This is a genomic window from Caloranaerobacter sp. TR13 (assembly GCF_001316435.1).
Classification (GTDB): Bacteria; Bacillota; Clostridia; order Tissierellales; family Thermohalobacteraceae; genus Caloranaerobacter.
In genome coordinates, this window is record NZ_JXLL01000003.1 from 72445 (window position 1) to 90791 (window position 18347).

20 protein-coding genes are annotated in these 18347 nt (G+C 33.3%); 1 reads left to right on the top strand and 19 read right to left on the bottom strand.

Going from position 1 to position 18347, the window contains the following annotated elements:
* Positions 1 to 12 precede the first annotated feature (12 nt).
* The 6 genes from flgG to spoIID form a co-directional block, all read right to left on the bottom strand.
* Entirely contained in the window at positions 13 to 810 is a 798-nt protein-coding gene (flgG, locus tag TR13x_RS04710; RefSeq protein WP_054870751.1) for a flagellar basal-body rod protein FlgG, read from the bottom strand.
* A 185-nt stretch (positions 811 to 995) separates the two neighbouring features.
* Complete coding sequence (locus TR13x_RS04715; RefSeq protein WP_054870752.1) at positions 996 to 2069, bottom strand: flagellar hook-basal body protein; 1074 nt, start codon at positions 2067 to 2069, stop codon at positions 996 to 998.
* A 130-nt stretch (positions 2070 to 2199) separates the two neighbouring features.
* Positions 2200 to 3228 (bottom strand): rod shape-determining protein, encoded by a 1029-nt coding sequence (locus TR13x_RS04720; protein ID WP_054870753.1) that lies wholly within the window; start codon positions 3226 to 3228, stop codon positions 2200 to 2202.
* 330 nt (positions 3229 to 3558) lie between these two features.
* Positions 3559 to 3816: a sporulation transcriptional regulator SpoIIID gene (gene spoIIID, locus TR13x_RS04725; protein WP_054870754.1), complete on the bottom strand. Its 258-nt coding sequence runs from the start codon at positions 3814 to 3816 to the stop codon at positions 3559 to 3561.
* Positions 3817 to 3901: 85 nt separating this feature from the next.
* Positions 3902 to 4720 carry a M23 family metallopeptidase gene (locus tag TR13x_RS04730; RefSeq protein ID WP_054870755.1) on the bottom strand — a complete coding sequence of 273 codons (819 nt, stop codon included), beginning with the start codon at positions 4718 to 4720 and terminating at the stop codon, positions 3902 to 3904.
* A gap of 157 nt (positions 4721 to 4877) precedes the next feature.
* Positions 4878 to 5861 carry a stage II sporulation protein D gene (gene spoIID, locus TR13x_RS04735; RefSeq protein WP_054870756.1) on the bottom strand — a complete coding sequence of 328 codons (984 nt, stop codon included), beginning with the start codon at positions 5859 to 5861 and terminating at the stop codon, positions 4878 to 4880.
* Positions 5862 to 5923: 62 nt separating this feature from the next.
* On the opposite strand from spoIID, the gene TR13x_RS11150 reads away from it, so the two are divergent.
* Entirely contained in the window at positions 5924 to 6085 is a 162-nt protein-coding gene (locus tag TR13x_RS11150) for a hypothetical protein (protein WP_161802931.1), read from the top strand.
* 546 nt (positions 6086 to 6631) lie between these two features.
* Here TR13x_RS11150 and murA read toward each other — a convergent pair.
* The 13 genes from murA to TR13x_RS04800 form a co-directional block, all read right to left on the bottom strand.
* Positions 6632 to 7882, bottom strand: coding sequence for a UDP-N-acetylglucosamine 1-carboxyvinyltransferase (murA, locus tag TR13x_RS04740; RefSeq protein WP_200905817.1), 1251 nt, complete (start codon positions 7880 to 7882; stop codon positions 6632 to 6634).
* A gap of 128 nt (positions 7883 to 8010) precedes the next feature.
* Positions 8011 to 8823: a YwmB family TATA-box binding protein gene (locus TR13x_RS04745; protein ID WP_054870758.1), complete on the bottom strand. Its 813-nt coding sequence runs from the start codon at positions 8821 to 8823 to the stop codon at positions 8011 to 8013.
* A gap of 242 nt (positions 8824 to 9065) precedes the next feature.
* Positions 9066 to 9467 carry a F0F1 ATP synthase subunit epsilon gene (locus TR13x_RS04750; protein WP_054870759.1) on the bottom strand — a complete coding sequence of 134 codons (402 nt, stop codon included), beginning with the start codon at positions 9465 to 9467 and terminating at the stop codon, positions 9066 to 9068.
* A 24-nt stretch (positions 9468 to 9491) separates the two neighbouring features.
* Positions 9492 to 10889 (bottom strand): F0F1 ATP synthase subunit beta, encoded by a 1398-nt coding sequence (gene atpD / locus TR13x_RS04755; protein WP_054870760.1) that lies wholly within the window; start codon positions 10887 to 10889, stop codon positions 9492 to 9494.
* 205 nt (positions 10890 to 11094) lie between these two features.
* Complete coding sequence (gene atpG / locus TR13x_RS04760) at positions 11095 to 11955, bottom strand: ATP synthase F1 subunit gamma (RefSeq protein ID WP_054870761.1); 861 nt, start codon at positions 11953 to 11955, stop codon at positions 11095 to 11097.
* A gap of 231 nt (positions 11956 to 12186) precedes the next feature.
* Positions 12187 to 13707, bottom strand: a complete 1521-nt coding sequence (atpA, locus tag TR13x_RS04765; RefSeq protein ID WP_054870762.1) for a F0F1 ATP synthase subunit alpha — start codon at positions 13705 to 13707, stop codon at positions 12187 to 12189.
* The gene (locus TR13x_RS04770; RefSeq protein WP_054870763.1) at positions 13704 to 14270 is read right to left on the bottom strand and encodes a F0F1 ATP synthase subunit delta; all 567 of its coding nucleotides are present in this window, start codon (positions 14268 to 14270) and stop codon (positions 13704 to 13706) included. The genes atpA and TR13x_RS04770 overlap by 4 nt, the downstream gene beginning before the upstream one ends.
* The gene (locus TR13x_RS04775) at positions 14258 to 14770 is read right to left on the bottom strand and encodes a F0F1 ATP synthase subunit B (RefSeq protein WP_054870764.1); all 513 of its coding nucleotides are present in this window, start codon (positions 14768 to 14770) and stop codon (positions 14258 to 14260) included. The genes TR13x_RS04770 and TR13x_RS04775 overlap by 13 nt, the downstream gene beginning before the upstream one ends.
* A gap of 259 nt (positions 14771 to 15029) precedes the next feature.
* Positions 15030 to 15296, bottom strand: coding sequence for an ATP synthase F0 subunit C (atpE, locus tag TR13x_RS04780; protein WP_054870765.1), 267 nt, complete (start codon positions 15294 to 15296; stop codon positions 15030 to 15032).
* Between the two features lie 69 nt (positions 15297 to 15365).
* Positions 15366 to 16037, bottom strand: a complete 672-nt coding sequence (gene atpB, locus TR13x_RS04785) for a F0F1 ATP synthase subunit A (protein WP_255351309.1) — start codon at positions 16035 to 16037, stop codon at positions 15366 to 15368.
* 24 nt (positions 16038 to 16061) lie between these two features.
* Positions 16062 to 16460 carry an ATP synthase subunit I gene (locus TR13x_RS04790; protein WP_054870766.1) on the bottom strand — a complete coding sequence of 133 codons (399 nt, stop codon included), beginning with the start codon at positions 16458 to 16460 and terminating at the stop codon, positions 16062 to 16064.
* Positions 16461 to 16464: 4 nt separating this feature from the next.
* Positions 16465 to 16686, bottom strand: a complete 222-nt coding sequence (locus TR13x_RS04795; RefSeq protein WP_054870767.1) for an AtpZ/AtpI family protein — start codon at positions 16684 to 16686, stop codon at positions 16465 to 16467.
* A 253-nt stretch (positions 16687 to 16939) separates the two neighbouring features.
* Entirely contained in the window at positions 16940 to 18289 is a 1350-nt protein-coding gene (locus TR13x_RS04800) for a TIGR00366 family protein (RefSeq protein ID WP_054870768.1), read from the bottom strand.
* Positions 18290 to 18347 lie beyond the last annotated feature (58 nt).

The window sequence follows — 18347 nt, forward strand, 5'->3', positions numbered from 1 at the left end:
CCTAATATCTATTTACCTTCTCAGGTTATTTGCCATTTGGAGCATTTCGTCTGATGTTTGGATTGACTTTGAGTTTATTTCGTATGCTCTTTGAGCTGTAATCATTTTTACCATTTCTTCAACTACCTGTACATTTGATGTTTCAAGATAGCCCTGTACAATTCTACTGTCCATTTCTTCTGCATCTACTGATATTTCTTCTCCAGATGCACTAGTAGCACTATATAAGTTCTGTCCTTCACTAATAAGCCCCTCTGGGTTCATGAATTTAACAAATTTTAATCTTCCTAAATCTACAGTTTGACCTTGTTCATCCTTTGCTGTTATATATCCAAGCTCATCTATAGTTATATCTGATAAGTTATTATCTATAACTATTTCTTCATCATCTTCATTTAAGACAGAATATCCTTCTGATGTAGTTAATTTCCCTTCGTCTTCATTAATACTAAGCTTAAAGCTTCCGTCTCTTGTATACTTTATTTGACCATTTGGTGTTAATACTGCAAAAAAACCTTCTCCATCTATTGCTAAATCTAATGGGTTTTGTGTTTCTATTAAACTTCCCATTTTAAAATCTCTCGTTGTAGCTGTTGGCATAACACCATGTCCTACTTCTAAGTTTACAGGTCTACCTTTATCATCTTTTAAGTTCGTTCTTTTTAATGTTTCATAAAAAAGGTCTTTAAATTCAACTCTCTGACCTTTATATGAAGTTGTATTTACGTTGGCTAGGTTGTTTGAGATTGTATCGATATTAAGCTGCTGTGCCTTCATTCCTGTAGCTGCTGTCCATAGAGAACGTATCATTTTTCTCTACTCCTTCCTTTTATTAGTTGCCAGAATGGTAGTGGAGAATTAATTCTCCACTACAGGGTACAGTTGCCAGAAAATAAAAAACAGTTGCCAGTTGCCAGAGGACAGGGTACAGTATCTCTGTTCCCTGTTCTCTGTCCCCTATTCTAGTATCCAGTACCTAGTACCCAGTACCTATTCTATATTCTCGCTATGTCATTTACAACTTTACCTAATAGCTCATCTTGTATTTTTAATATTCTTTGGCTTGCTTCGTAGTTTCTTAGCACACTTATCATATTAACCATTTCTTTTATACTTTCAACATTTGAACCTTCTAAGTATCCTCTTAGTACTTGTCCATTAAAAGGTACTTCTTCAGGTGCTATATTATCTTCTATTTTATAAAGATTATAACCTTTTTTTCTTAAGGATTCTTTATTTTTTATATCAACTATATCAAGCTTGTCTATCACTTCACCATCTTTAATAATTTCCCCATTTTCATTGATAGTAAAGTCACTGCCTTCTAATATTATTGAACCATATTTTCCTAAAACAAAATATCCTTCTGTAGTAACAAGTTCTCCTTTATCATTTAGTGAAAAAGATCCATCTCTTGTATATAGTATTTTTTCACCGTCATATACTTTAAAGAAACCGTCGCCTTTAAGCGCAAAATCTAGATTGTTTCCTGTTTCTACAATATTACCCTGATTAAAGTTGATAAAAACCCTACTTGTTTTAACTCCTGAGCTTATAGTACCTATTACATTTGGCTGTGGAAATTCTACTAGATTATCTATTATTTTACCATTTGATATGATATTGCCTTTACTGTCTATATCAATATCTTTGCTGTCAACTTTTATTTTACCATTTCTGCCAAGTACATAGTTCTCACCATCTGTTTTTATGGCATCATTTCCATCTTTGTAGTACGTTCTAAGATATCCTTCTTCATCTATTGTAAATCTCATTTCTCTTGTATAACTAATTCCATCAGGTGTCTTTATTTTAAAATATCCTGAATTAATATTTAGTTTGTAAAAATCACCATCTTTTTGAACCTCTACTCCTTTAAACCGACGATGGTTGTCCATATCTACTGTATCATTAATTTTACTTAAAAGCACCTCTGGAAATGATTCTGATATGAGTAGGTCTTTTTTAAATCCAGTAGTATTAATATTAGCTAGATTGTTGGATATTGTATCCATTCTTTTTTGGTTTATTAATAATGACGTTGCTGATGTATATAAACCTCTGTTCATTTAACTCACTCCTCGTGGGTAATCTCTAGTTGCCAGTTACCAGAGAACAGGGGACAGGATCCCTGTTCCCTGTTCTCTGTTCCCTGTCCCCTATTCCAGTATCTAGTACCCAGCATCAAGTACCCAGCACCTAATAATACTTCCTTGTATCGTCTTCTGTAATCAATCCGTTCTCTAATATATCAATGGACTCTAAGGCTTTACCTGTTCCAATAGCTACACAAGATACAGCATCCTCAGCTATTTTCACTGGTATTCCTGTTCTCTTACTAATACGCTTGTCTAGTCCATATAGCAAAGAGCCGCCGCCTGTCATTACAATACCTTTGTTGCTCAAATCTGATGATAATTCTGGTGGAGTTCTCTCCAAAACTGAATGTACAGCATCTGCAATAGCAGTTACTGGCTCTTCTAAAGCTTCTAACATTTCTGTCGAGGATATTCTTATAGTTCTTGGCAAACCAGAAACTAAATTTCTACCTCTTACTTCCATATATACTTCCTTTTCTCTAGGAAAAGCAGTACCGATTCTTATCTTTAAGTCTTCTGCAGTACGTTCGCCGATCATCATATTATGTTTCTTTCTTATATATTTTATTATAGCTTCATCAAATTTGTCACCAGCTACTTTAATTGATTTGCTAACAACTATACCCCCTAAAGATATAACTGCTATATCTGTTGTCCCACCGCCAATGTCTATTACCATATTCCCTGTTGGTTTAGATATGTCTAGCTCCGCTCCAATAGCTGCTGCAATAGGCTCTTCTATAAGATAAGTCTTTCTAGCACCAGCTTGATTGCTTGCATCTATTACTGCTTTTTTCTCTACCTCTGTTACTCCACTTGGAACGCATACTATTATCCTTGGTTTAAAAAGCATTTTGCCTATAGCTTTATTGATAAAATGTTTTAGCATTTTTTGTGTGATTTCAAAATCCGATATTACACCATCCCTCAAAGGTCTAATTGCAACAATATTGCCAGGCGTCCTACCAAGCATTCTTCTTGCTTCTTCACCCACTGCTAATACTTTATTAGTATTTTTGTCAATAGCTACCACTGACGGCTCTTTTAAAACTATTCCCTTACCTTTTATATACACCAATACATTAGCGGTGCCCAAGTCAATACCAATGTCTGTCCTAAATCCCAACATTCAATCAAACCTCACTTTCTTTTATTATCTTGTAATTTGGAGCGGACCTGTAAGCTTTATGGGCTAGTTATGTGAAATATGAGGAAAAGCCTTTTAGGTCCTAATATTTTCGATGTGATAATTTTGAAAAGTATGTATGTAAATTTTAATAGCTTGTACCTTATTAATATAAATATTAAATTAATTCAAAAATATGCTCATAATTTCCCTTTAAATTACTTCTACAAAATGTATGAAATTCCTTTAACTTTTTCATTTTTCAGAAAAAAATATTATCCCTCCAAATGGAAGGATAATATTCTCCCTCTTTATATTAATTTTCCTCATTGTTCATTGTCTACTAAGGGCTTGATATTTCATTTTTGTCGCTTTCCCGCCCCTAATATGTCTTTCAGCTTTATTCTTATCTAGTACTTTTTTCACTTTTCCTGCTATAAGAGGGTTTATCTTCGGAAGACGTTCTGTAACGTCTTTATGAACAGTGCTTTTACTAACGCCAAATACGCTTGCTGTTTGTCTCACGGTTGCTTGTTCCTTTATTATGTATTTTGCAATTTCTATAGCTCTTTCTTCTATATAATCTTTCAAATATCCAACCCCCTTTGCCTACTTGTTTAGAGTCTTTTTTTACATTAATATGCAGCTGGGGCACATTATAGAACTAATATGTACCTTATTTTGTAAACTTAGGTAAATACAGCTTAGGGTCAATATTTTTTCCATTCTTTATAACTTCAAAATGAAGATGAGGCCCTTGAGCAAGTTCAAATCCTACTCCCTTACCAACACCACTGATTGGGTCTCCCTGCTTTATTTTTTGCCCTTTAGTTACCATTTCATCTGTTGATAAGTTACCGTATTTAGTCACTAGTCCATTTCCATGATCTATAGTTATAACTATACCTAGGGCATCATCATTTTTTATTTGAGTAACAGTTCCATCTAATACTGCTTTTACCACACTTCCTTCTCTTGCTTTAATATCAATGCCATTATGCGTCGTCCACTGCTCTAGAGTTTTTGAATAAACTAGCTTATCTTCAGCATAATCCATTGATATTGTACCTATTACAGGCATTATCATTGACTTTGGTTTGCTTTTAGCCTTCTTTTTAACCTTTACTTTTGAGGAACTCACAGCCTTTGTCTTTTGTTCTTCTGCAGACTTGGTCTGCTTATCTTCTGTTTCCTTAGGCTCTTTATCATTTGTTACTTCTACTACTTCTATATCTGGAATATCAATCTCTTCATCTTCATTGATTAATGAAAATTCTTCATTAGAATCTAGTTCTCCGGCTAAAAGCAAGTCATCATTGTTTTCTATTGTTTTGTATTTATTTAAGTTATTATTAGAAACCCAAACGGCAGTTGTCGCTACTATACAAATGCATAAGAATAAAATAAAATAAAACCCATCTTTATCTAAAAATTTTGAGATATTATTCCTAAATCTTAACCATCTATTTTCCTGATAATTGTTTTTATCTTCCAATTAGACCACCTCCACACCTAGTATTATCACCATTTATTAGTATTTAATACATGTTTTTTGATTTTTGGGATAAAATTTTGGAATAGAACAAAAATGCTCTAAAACCTAGATTTGTTATCTAGATTTTAGAGCGTTAACATGTGGTAGGTAGTTTTAGTTAATATATCTTCTTTATTTCTACTCCTGTATAATAATGTTTTAAAATTTCTTCGAAGCTACTTCCTTTTTTGGCCATACCATTTGCTCCCCATTGACTCATTCCAACCCCATGACCATAACCTAATGTTTCTATTTCTATATATCCATTCCTTTTTAATGTTATTTTGAAGTTAGTGGAATTAAGATTAAATAGACTTCTTATTTCTCTACCTGAAACAATTTCACCATCTATCATAAGTTTCATAACTCTACCACTCTGACTTCTTTCTATAAGTTTAATTTTTTGCTGTAAGTTATTTTTAGTTAAATTTACATTTGGATACTTGCTTTTTAATTTTGAAATAAATTCATCAACTGTCATTTTGACTACATCTCTCAATTTAGGTGCTCCATCTTCATAAGGGCTAGGAACACTTCTAAGATATGGAATCTTTGAAGCAAATACTGCTTCTGAGTCCTCTGTCATACCACCACTTGTTGAATGAAAAAGGGGTTCGATTGGTTTATCGTTATATGTAATAATTAATCCTTTTGTGCTATCTACTGCTTCTTCTATTTTAGGCCAATATTCTTTCATCCAATTTTCTGAATGCAGTTTAATAAGTTCATCTTTAGAGAGCCAAGCTTGACAATGTATTCCTGTACATAATGGTGCTTCTGGATGATCTGGATGTCCGTCTTTATACTTTTCTAAATGATATATTGCATATGTTCTAGCAGCTACTGCCTGAGCTTTTAAAGCCTCGATTTCAAAAGCTGCTGGCATTTCAGCCGCAACTACTCCTTTTATATATTCATCTAATTCAAATTCTTCAACTTTTTTGGTATTGATATTATAAACTTTTATGATATTGTTTTTATTTAAATCTTTTATATCCCTGCCCCTATATTTTGTACCTGAAATACTACCTATTAACAATAATGCTGGAATTATGATTATTATAAATAATAAAAAAAGTAAGTAAAAATATAGTTCCCTCATAGCGTCCCCCTTAGTTTGTATAATTTGTTCTTAAATATAATTATGATTTATGTTGGAGAGATATGCATTGGGCAGGGGGCAGGGCACAGGGAACAGAGATCAGGGGACAGAGATCAGGGGACAGAGAACAGAAGACACGAATTAGAAGATTAAAAATTGAAAATGTAAAAAATAGAGATCAGAAATCAGGTGACAGAGAACAGGATACAGAAAGCAGAGATTAGGGGACAGGGCACAGGGAACAGAGATCAGAGATCAGGGGACAGAGAACAGAAGACAGGAATTAGAAGATTAAAAATCAAATGATAATAAATGGCTAAAAACTATTAACAATTAGTCAATAGATGATAGTAGCGGAGAATTAATCCTCCGCTATGAACTGTTAACTGTTGGCTATTAATTGTCAACTGCATTTTGATAACTGGCAACTGTACCTTGGCAACTGGCAACTCTATTTATCCTGTACCCTGTTCTCTGTACCCTATTTACTGCTTTATGTATTTTGTCATAAAAAAAAAGATTTCCCGGGAAATTGGAAATCTTTCTTTTATTATGTCGATATTAGTTTTTATTCGCCGTACGCCATTCGTCATTCGCTATTCGTTAGTCATCTGTAGCGTAGAATTAATTCTACGCTACAATTAATTTTACATTTTCAATTTTCAATTTTTCATTTAAACATAGTACCTAGTACCTAAATGTGATGGCAAACAAAACGTCCCCTTGCCCAAGTACCTAGTACCCAGTACCAAGTACCTAGTATCCAGTACCTATTCCCTATATATCTTCGCTCCTAGATTTGATAATTTCTGTTCTATATTTGAATATCCTCTGTCTATATGGAATATGTTGCTTATTTCTGTTTTTCCTTCTGCTATAAGTCCAGAAAGTATTAATGCTGCTCCTGCTCTTAAATCTGTAGCTTTTACAGGAGCTCCCATCAACTTATCAGTACCTTGTATAATTGCACTTCTTCCTTCTATCTTAATATTTACTCCCATTCGCTTTAACTCGTCAACATGCATAAACCTATTTTCAAATACAGTTTCAATAATTACACTTGTACCATCAGCTACACTCATTAATGCCATGAATTGTGCCTGCATATCTGTTGGGAACCCTGGATACGGCATTGTTTTTATGTCAATAGCTTTTATAGGTTTTTTACCTATTACTCTAATTTTATCGCCATCTTCAATTATTTCTACTCCCGCTTCTTTCAGTTTTGCAATAATTGATTTTATATGGTCTACTACTATATTTTCAATAATTATGTCTCCTCCAGTTATAGCCGCTGCTACCATAAAAGTCCCTGCTTCAATTCTATCAGGTATTATCTGATGTCTGCCACCATTTAAAATTTTTACTCCTTTTATCTTAATTGTACTAGTACCTGCTCCTTTTATATCTCCTCCAATTTTATTGATAAAATTGGCTAAATCTACTATTTCAGGTTCTTGTGCTGCATTTTCTATTATTGTTTCTCCTTCTGCAAGTGATGCTGCCATCATAATATTTTCTGTTGCTCCTACACTAGGAAAATCAAGATATATCTTTTCTCCTTTAAGTTTATCAGCACTAGCTTCTACGTATCCATGGCCTACTTCGATTTTAGCTCCTAGTGCTTTGAATCCTTTAAGATGTAAATCTATCGGTCTTGTTCCTATTGCACATCCTCCTGGCATTGAAACTCTAGCTTTACCCATTCTTGCCAATAGAGGTCCCATAACTAAAAAAGATGCTCTCATTTTTTTCATTAACTCATATGGAGCTTCAAAATTATCTATTATTGATGCATTTATTTGCAATTTTTCTCTAGAAACTCTTTTTACATCGGCTCCTAATGAAGATAGTACCTCACATATAACGTCTACATCTTTTAAGTCTGGTACATCTTCTAGTATGCATTTTCCTGTTGATAATAATGAAGCTGCTATTATAGGTAAGGCTGAATTTTTTGCCCCACTTATTCTAACTGTCCCCTTTAACGGAGGACTTTTTTCTACAATGATTTTTGCCAATTTGTTTCCTCCCATACTATATAAATTTTAAATGTTGAATGTTTAATGTTAAATATATATTAAGTTACCAGTTACCAGTTGCCAGAGAACAGTCCCTGTTCTCTGTTCCCTGTTCTCTGTCCCCTAAATTAGTACCCAACTGTAATTATTGGTGTTCCTATCCAAATATAAGTTTTATCTTCGTATTCATTATATCTTAAAGCTATGTTGACATTCATTTTATTACTTCCTGTATATATGAATTCGTCTATTGCAGGTGAATAAGCAGAAATACTTATAAGAGAATCATCAAAAAATCCCTCAACTTTTCTGCCATTTATACTATATAGCGCTTTAGATACTTTTTTTATTTTGTCATCTTCCTTTAATTTTCCATTAAATGTCCCAATAATACAAGTGGTAATTTGTGGTATTGTATTAAAACTACTATAAATATTACTAATTTCATCTATAGTCTTATTTAAGCCTTTTTTATATTCTTGCACCACATCGATAACTAAATCTGTCTCACTGGTGCCATCATATGGATCTTTATAAGAAGAAATTATTGCTGTAATAGTCCTTTTATATTTATCCTTCCCCCATATCGTTAATTGTATGAGATCATTTGATTGTGATATGTCTTCGCAATAGTAATTAGCTATATTATCATTGCTATACATTTCCTGAAAAAGATTCTTGTCCACTTTTAAACCATCTATATTTAGTTTATTTATAATTTTTTGACTTAATTTTTTTAGATTATTTAAATCTAAATATGTACTATTAATTTTTGCAGTAAAGTTCATATCTATTTCTAATAATTGAGCATCTGTTTCATTAAATGCTTTTAATAGAGTATCTTCTTTAATTGAAGTATTAAAATTATCAGCTGATACATAATTTAATACAGATAGAATAATTATAATTCCTATTGATAACGCCGTTTTTAGTCTATTCATTTCCTCTTCCCTCCTTCAAAGATTTGAGGAAAGAACGAATCTGGTAAAAATGTAAAGGGGGACGAAAACATTTTTACCTTATCGCCCTTTCCTCTATTAAAAGTTTTGACAGGAGAGAGTTATTTTATTCATTTTTTTTAATTATATTTAGAGGTCAGGCTTGAAAAATTTCCATTTGAAAAAGGAAATTTTTCAAGCCTGACCCCGTTTTACAAAAAATAAGACCAGGCATTCGCCTAGTCTTATTTTTTCTTAGCTACTTCTAATCTATTTAATGCTTTTCTCAATGCTATATTAGCTCTTACAATATCTACTTCACCTTTGCTGCTTTTAAGCCTTTGCTCAGCTCTTTTTTTAGCTTCTTCTGCTCTTTTTACGTCTATTTCTTCTGGCCACTCAGCAGCATCTGTTATAACTGTTGTCTTATCCTTTGTTACTTCTATATATCCTCCTGCTATGGCTGCTTCTTTAAATTTTCCGTTTTGCTTTATTCTTATCTTTCCAATTGATAAAGGTGTAACCAAAGGAGTATGGTTTTTTAGTATACCTATATCTCCCTCTATACCTCTTATGATTACCATTTCTACTTCATCTTCAAAAAACTTTCTATCTGGAGTCACTATTTCTAGGGTGAATTGTGACATTTTCTCCACCTCACTTTTAAAGCCTTATCTCATGCTCTTAGCCTTTTCAACTGCTTCATCTATTGTACCTACCATGTAGAAAGCTTGCTCTGGAAGGTCGTCATGCTTACCTTCTAATATTTCTTTGAAGCCTCTTACAGTTTCTTTTATAGGTACATATTTACCTGGCAGACCTGTAAACTGCTCTGCAACATGGAAAGGCTGTGATAAGAATCTTTGAATTTTTCTTGCACGAGCAACTATTAATTTATCTTCTTCTGAAAGCTCATCCATACCAAGGATAGCTATTATGTCTTGTAATTCTTTATATCTTTGAAGTACCTCTTGTACTCCACGTGCTACTCTGTAGTGTTCTTCTCCTATAATAGCAGGGTCTAGTATTCTAGATGTTGAATCCAATGGGTCAACTGCAGGATAAATACCAAGCTCTGCTATTTGACGAGAAAGAACTGTAGTAGCATCTAAGTGTGCGAATGTTGTTGCTGGTGCAGGGTCTGTTAAGTCGTCTGCTGGAACGTATACTGCCTGTACTGATGTTATAGAACCTTTTTTAGTTGATGTTATTCTTTCTTGCAATTGTCCCATCTCTGTTGCTAATGTAGGCTGATATCCAACGGCACTAGGCATACGTCCAAGTAACGCTGAAACCTCTGAACCTGCTTGTGTAAATCTGAATATATTGTCTATGAATAACAATACGTCTTGGCCTTCTTTATCTCTAAAGTGTTCTGCCATAGTTAATCCTGTTAATCCAACACGCATTCTCGCTCCTGGTGGCTCATTCATCTGACCGAATACTAGAGTTGTTTTATCTATAACGCCTGACTCTTTCATTTCATAGTAAAGGTCGTTACCTTCTCTTGTTCTCTCTCCAACACCTGCAAATACTGATAATCCACCGTGTTCTGTTGCTATATTGTTAATTAATTCTTGGATAAGAACTGTTTTTCCAACTCCTGCTCCTCCGAATAGACCTATCTTACCACCCTTTGCATATGGCGCTATAAGGTCTATAACCTTTATTCCTGTTTCAAATATTTCTGTTGCTGTTTCTTGCTCTTCAAAAGATGGAGCTTCTCTGTGAATAGGTTCATACTCAGTTGCATTAACTTCTCCCTGTTCATCTATTGGCTCACCTAATACGTTAAATATTCTTCCTAATGTAGCTCTTCCTACTGGTACTGAAATAGGCTTACCTGTATCTACAGCTTCCATTCCTCTAACAAGTCCATCTGTAGAAGACATTGCAATACATCTTACTGTATCATTTCCTACATGCTGTGCAACTTCGGCTACTACTTTTCTACCATTACCTTCAATAATTACAGCGTTTAATAGTTTTGGAAGGTTATCTTCACTAAATCTTATATCTACAACAGGACCAATTATCTGTACTAATTTACCTGTGTTTTTTTCAGCCATTTTTTCACATCCTTTCTTTTGTCTTCATTATTAGGGAACAGGGGACAGAATACAAATAACTGTTCTCTATTCCCTAGCGTAGAATTAATTCTACGCTACATTTAAAGCGAAAAATAAACGATCACAACAGCCAAATAATTTTACATTTTCAATTTTCCCTAGTATCCAGTACCTAGTATCCAGTACCTAGTACCCAGTACCTAAATTACTTAAGCGCTTCTGCTCCACCAACAATTTCTGCTATTTCCTGAGTTATTGTTGCCTGACGTGCTCTGTTATAACTTAACTTTAAGTCTTCTATCATCTCCTGCGCATTATCTGTAGCTGATTCCATTGCATTTCTTCTTGCTGCCTGCTCACTCGCTGATGCTTCTATCATTGCTCCATATATTACACTGTGTATATATTTTGGTATTAAATAATCTAATACTTCTTCAGGAGATGGTTCATATTCTACTAAAGTTGTCTTTTTTCTACCTTCTTTTTCTATTACATTTTCTGCAGGAAGAAGTTTCATTATTTTAGTTACTTGTGAAATAGTACTTTCAAATCGTGTATAAACTACATTTACTTCGTCTATTTCTTTCTTTTTATATAAATCTATAACTATATCTCCAATTTCTCTAGCATGAGAAAATTGTGGGTTTTCTGAAATATGCACAAACTCTGCTGCTATATTATATCCTCTTCTTCTAAAAAAGTCTCTACCTTTTTGTCCTACTGTAATTATTACTGCATTTTCTTTATTTTTTATATTCTCTACAGTCAGCTTAATCACGTTATTATTATATCCGCCACATAAACCTCTATCTGCTGTTATAACTATATAAGCCGATTTTTTAACTTCTCTTTTTTCCAAAAACGGATGCTTTATTCCTGAAGTTGAAACTAATATACCATTTATACTCCTTACTATAGTGCTATAGTAAGGCCTTGTTTTTTCTAATTTTTCTCTGGTTCTCCTTAACTTTGCCGAGGATACAAGCTCCATGGCCTTTGTAATCTGCTTTGTATTACTTACACTTCTAATTCTTCTTTTTATATCTCGCATTCCTGCTTGGGCCATGTTTTCACCTCCTGTCCCGTTCGTCCTTCGTCATTCGCTACGTAGTAGTGCAGAATTAATTCTGCACTACAATTAATCGTCTTTCACATTTGCTGTTCGTTAGTCATCTGCAGCGTAGAATGAATTCTACACTACAGTTAATTGTCGAAAAGCGAATGACGAGTAGCGTAACTATTTTACATTTTTAATCTAGTACCAAGTACCCAGCACCTAGTACCTAGTACCCAGCACCTAAATATTGTGCTCTTCTTTGAAGCTCTTTTTAAATTCTTCTATAGCACTCTTTAGTTTTTCTTCCATTTCCTCTGATAATTCACCTGTTTCTACTATGCTCTTACCTACTTCTGGGTAGTTATTATCCATGAAGTTTAAGAATTCTTTTTCAAAATCTTTTATTTTATCTAGAGGAATATCTGTTAAATATTTCTTAGTAACTGCATATATAATCATAACTTGATGTTCTACTTTAACTGGAGCATATTGTGGCTGCTTTAGTATTTCCATTATTCTCTGACCTTGAGCAAGTCTTGCCTGTGTTTCCTTATCAAGCTCTGAACCAAACTGTGCGAATGCTGCTAGCTCTCTATATTGTGCTAATTCAAGCTTTAATGTACCTGCTACCTTCTTCATAGCCTTTATCTGTGCAGCACCACCAACACGAGATACTGAAAGTCCCGCATTTACTGCTGGTCTTTGACCTGCAAAGAATAGCTCTGACTCAAGGAATATCTGACCGTCTGTTATTGATATTACGTTTGTTGGTATATAAGCAGAAATATCTCCTGCTAGTGTTTCGATTATTGGAAGTGCTGTTATAGAACCTCCACCATATGCTTCGTCCAATCTAGCTGCACGTTCTAAAAGTCTTGAATGTAAGTAGAATACGTCTCCAGGATATGCTTCACGTCCTGGTGGTCTACGAAGAAGTAGTGACATTGCACGATATGCAACAGCGTGCTTTGACAAATCGTCATAAATTATAAGTACATCTTTTCCTTTATACATAAACTCTTCTGCCATAGCACAACCAGCATATGGAGCTATATATTGAAGTGGTGCCATTTCACTAGCTGAAGCTGATACTACTATTGAATACTCCATAGCTCCTCTTGATTCTAAAATTTCAACAATTTTAGCTACAGTTGATTTCTTTTGTCCTATTGCAACGTATATACAAATAACGTCTTGACCTTTTTGGTTTAATATAGTATCTATTACAATCGCAGTCTTACCAGTCTGTCTATCTCCTATGATTAACTCTCTCTGTCCTCTACCAATTGGTATCATTGAGTCGATAGCTTTTATACCAGTTTGTAAAGGAACTGTAACGGATTTTCTCTCAATTACTCCTGGTGCTTTTGATTCAATTGGTCTATATTTTTCAGTTTTAATCGGACCTTTTCCATCTATTGGCTGACCTAAAGCATTTACTACCCTACCTATTAGAGCTTCTCCAACTGGAACCTCAACTATTCTTTCTGTTCTCTTAACTATATCTCCTTCTCTTATATTTTCGTCTGAACCTAATAAAACACAACCAACATTATCTTCTTCTAGGTTTAGAGCCATACCATAAACTCCACCTGGGAACTCTAAAAGCTCACCAGCCATACATTTTTCTAAACCATGTATTCTGGCAATACCATCACCAACCTGTATAACTGTACCTACATCTACTACATCTAGTTTATTTTCATACCTTTTAATCTGCTGCTTAATGATTGAACTGATTTCTTCAGGTCTTAGATTCATATTTTGCTCACCCCTATCTTAGTTACTCTTATATCTTTAAGATTCTTTTGAATTCTATCTAATTGTCCTTTTATACTTGCATCTATTATTTTATCTTGTATTTTCACAAGTACTCCACCTATAATGCTTTCATCAACAATATTTTCAATGAAAACATTTTTGCCTAATTTTTCGGATAATTTATTTTGAAGTTTTAATTTTTCTTCTTCATCTAAAGGAATTGCTGTTATAGCTTGTGCTTGAACTATACCTTGTTTTTCATTTGATAGCTCTATGTATTCCTCTATTATGTCCATTAAATATTTTTCTCTTCCTTTATCTATTACAATGTATATTAGATTTAATATTTCTTGAGCTATCCTACCCTTAAATACTGAATTTATAATATCTTTCTTTTCATTTTTAGATAACTTAGGGTGTTCAAATATTATTTTAAACTCTTTTTCTTTATCAAATATTTCATATATTGAATTTAGCTCTTCTTTAAATTGCTGTATTTTATCCATTTCTTCAGCTACTTCAAATAGAGCCTGGGCATAAGTTTTTCCTATTAATTTTGCCATTTAGCTTCCCCTACCTCATTTATAAACTTATTTATAATCTCTTTATGAGCATTAATATCTAAGTTTTTATCTATAACTTTTGAAGCAGCCAACATAGCTATTGTAACAACTTCTTCTTTTAGCTCTTCTACTGCTTTTTCTCTTTCTCTTTCTATCTCTTTTCTAGCTTTCTCAATTATAGCTTCTGCTTCTTTCTTCGCTTTAATTATTATTTCTTCTCTCACTTCTTCTCCTCTACGTCTAGCAGCCTCTATAATTTCTTGAGCTTCTTTTTTAGAAGCTTCAATCTTCATTTCATATTCTCTTTTTAAATTTTGAGCTTCTTCCTTGTTTTTGTTTGCAGTTTCCAAGTCACTTGCTATCTTTTCTTTTCTAGCATTTAAAAATTCAGTAACCGGTTTGAATAAGAAATGTCTTAGTATTAAGAATAGAATAATTGTTGCTGTTATCTGCATTATCAAAGAACTAAGCTCTGGAATAACTCTTACAGTCATTGACATTTATAAAGCCTCCTTTCGCTGTTGTTAGTCACTATATCTAGTACCCAGTACCTAGCACCCAGTACCTAGTACCCATTACTAATTACAGTTTCCAGTTACCAGTTGCCAGAGAACAGTTCCTGTCCACTGGCCTCTGTTCCCTGATCTCTGTTATCTGTTCCCTGTCATCTAAATATATCTTAAATGGTTCTCCCATTAACTTCCAGTTTAATACAGAAACAAGAGATGGGCGAAGATACCCACCTCTTATGTAGGTATATTAAAGGGCTCCAAGTAATGGTCTTACGAATAATAGTATTATAGCAATAACAAGACCATATATACCTGTTGTTTCTGCAACTGCCTGACCAAGGATCATTGTTCTTATGATATCACCTTGAGCTTCTGGTTGCCTTCCAACAGCTTCTGCAGCTTTACCTGCAGCATAACCCTGTCCTATTCCAGGACCAATACCAGCTATCATAGCTAAACCAGCACCTATAGCTGAACATCCAAGTATAAATGCTTTTGGATCTATTGTTGGCATGTAGTTCCCCTCCTTTCAAGGTTTACATACTGTGATTATATTTGACGGACACTAAGTCCGGAATTAACTTTACTCCATTGCCATTGAAATAAATACCATAGTAAGCATGATAAATATAAATGTTTGTATTACACCTGCAAAAACGTCAAAGTATACATGGAATACAGGTGTTATAACTACTGATGCATAGCCTAATGCCCCATATATAAGTCCCATAATTATTACACCACTTAAAATATTACCGAAAAGACGGAATGATAATGATATAGGATTTGCTATTTCTCCTATTACGTTTAATGGGAATAATAATGGCATAGGTTCGAAAAATCCTTTTACATATCCTCCTAAACCTTTAGATTTCAAACCATAATATTGTGTTAATACAAAAGTTATTATAGCCAAACTAAAAGTTACATTATAATCTGATGTAGGAGGTTTAAATCCTAGTAATCCAAATAGATTAGCTACTAATAAGTATAAAGCAAGAGTTCCTATATAAGGAGCAAACTTTAGTTTATCAGACCCCATTGTACTTTCAACTAAAGACTGTACCCCTTCAACTAATAATTCTATTACATTAAGTAAGCCTGAAGGTTTTTCATCTATTTTTGCATTTTTTATCTTTTTGTTCACGTATATTGCAAAAATAGATAATAAAATTACTATAATCCAAGTATTAACTATAGTTTCAGGTATGAAAATCTCTTTTCCAAAAAGTGTTAAAGCTATTTCTATTTTCACTATTCCGACCTCCTTTCATGAAAATTAATTTCGTGCCTTTGATGTTTTTCTCCTTTTTATAATATCATAAAATGTGTCGAATATAATAATAATTTTAACCATAAAAATTCCTAATACTGTAGAATAAAAATTTATATAATCAGCTATTGCTGAAATTGTTAATACTATACCGTAGATTAAGTATCTTACCATATAGTTTCCCATAACATACGGCATTATTTTATTGTTAGACATCTTTACTGCTTTTTCTAATGTCAAGCTCATTAATCTAAAATTAAGTATATTTATTGTTGCTCCAAAAATAATTCCATAAATATATGGCTTAGGATTAGAAAAAATCAGAAAGAATATACCTATTATAAACAGTGTTAATATAATTACCCTTTTTATTATTTTAGATTGTGTATTGTTATTAAGACTCAAATAATCACTTCCCTTTACTGCCTTTAGTCGTTATCTTGAATAAACTTATGAAAGATGTAATTATTCCCAATACTGAAAAAACTCCTAAAAAAATATATCCAGTATTTAGTTTGTCATCTAAAAAACTTCCTATGTATATGCCTCCTAAAATAGGTAGTGCCATAGACAAGCCTATTTGGGAAACCAAAGCTAAATTTTGCAAGATTTTGGATTTATTATTTTTCATTTAATCACTCCACTTTATTATTATTCCTAGAAATATCTCTACATATAATACTTAGAACAAATTTATACTTCTACAGAATATAATAAAACTTTTGTTAGCTTTTATCAAGTTGAATAAACTGACGGTAAGTTTAAAATTATAAAGATAAATTCGTTAGATTAACAATAATTAAGTTAAATATCTGATTGTTAAAATTTTGATAATATTGATAAATAAAATGAGCCAAGGAGTAATTCCTTGACTCGAGAATTCGTTATAATATCATCAAACCAAGTGCCATTACAGCTCCTGTTATTAACAGGTCTACCACACAGAATCCCATGATATCTCTTGCACCTAATCCTGCTATACCTAATGCAGGTAATGCCCAGAATGGCTGAATCATGTTTGTCCATGCATCTCCCCATGCTATTGCCATTGCTGTCTTAGCTGCTGGAACACCCAACGCAGCACCTGCTGGCATCATTATAGGTGCTTGAACTGCCCATTGTCCACCACCTGATGGTACAAAGAAATTAACTAAACCTGCGCTAAGGAATGTGAAAAATGGGAATGTTGTTTGATTTGAAATACTTACAAACCAATTTGACATAACACCTGCTAATGAAACTCCTGCAGCGCTAAGGCCTGTCATCATACCCATAATTCCAGCATAGAATGGGAACTGTAGTATTATACCTGCTGTTCCTTTAGCTGCACTTTTAACTGCATTAAGGAATCTTCTAGGTGTTCCGTGAAGTATAATACCTGTAAATAAGAAAATAAAGTTAACAATGTTTAAATTTAATTTAAAACCGTTATTAGCAAAATAATAAACTATAAAAGTTAATCCCATAATACCTATTAGTAGTGAAAGAACTGGGCTGTTTTCCATTTTATCAGCTGGTGTCATTTCTTCAGATATAGCAGCAGCTTCTTCTTCATCTACTAAAAGTTGTGGGTCAATAGTAACTACATTTTCAGGAGTAGGATGCATTGCTCTATTAATTATAGGTAATATAACAAATATAGCTAATACTATTACAATATTAAAAGTTGCAAATATAGTATTATTTGTTGATATTGGACTTGTAACTACACCATTTGTAGCAGCAGCTAAATCTGCTCCTGGAGTAGCTAATTTTAGAGGTATTGAACCTGATAGTCCGGCATGCCATACTAAAAATCCTGAGTATGCTGAAGCGATTAATAATCTGTAGTCAACACCTTTTACTTGTTTTGCTATCTGTCTAGCAAACAAAGCTCCTATTACTAAACCAAATCCCCAATTTATCCAACAAGCAATTGTAGATATTACTGTTACTAAAACTATAGCTTGAGTTGGACTTTTCGCTAAACCTGATAGTGATTTTAGCCCTCTTTTGATAATTGGTGCATTAGCTAAAGTATGTCCTGTAACCAACACAAGTGCCATTTGCATAGAGAATGCTAATAACTTCCAGAAACCATTACTCCAATGGATAACCATTGCCATTGGTCCTTGGCCTGTGAAGATTATACCTAACACAAAAACAAGTAATGTTAAAATAACAGCAAAAAGAAATGGATCAGGTAAATATCTTTGAACAAGTGCAACACAACCATTAGTAAACTTTTTAAACATATAGTTATCCCCCTTTACTATTTTATATCATAGGGTACTTATACAAGTACCCTGTAAT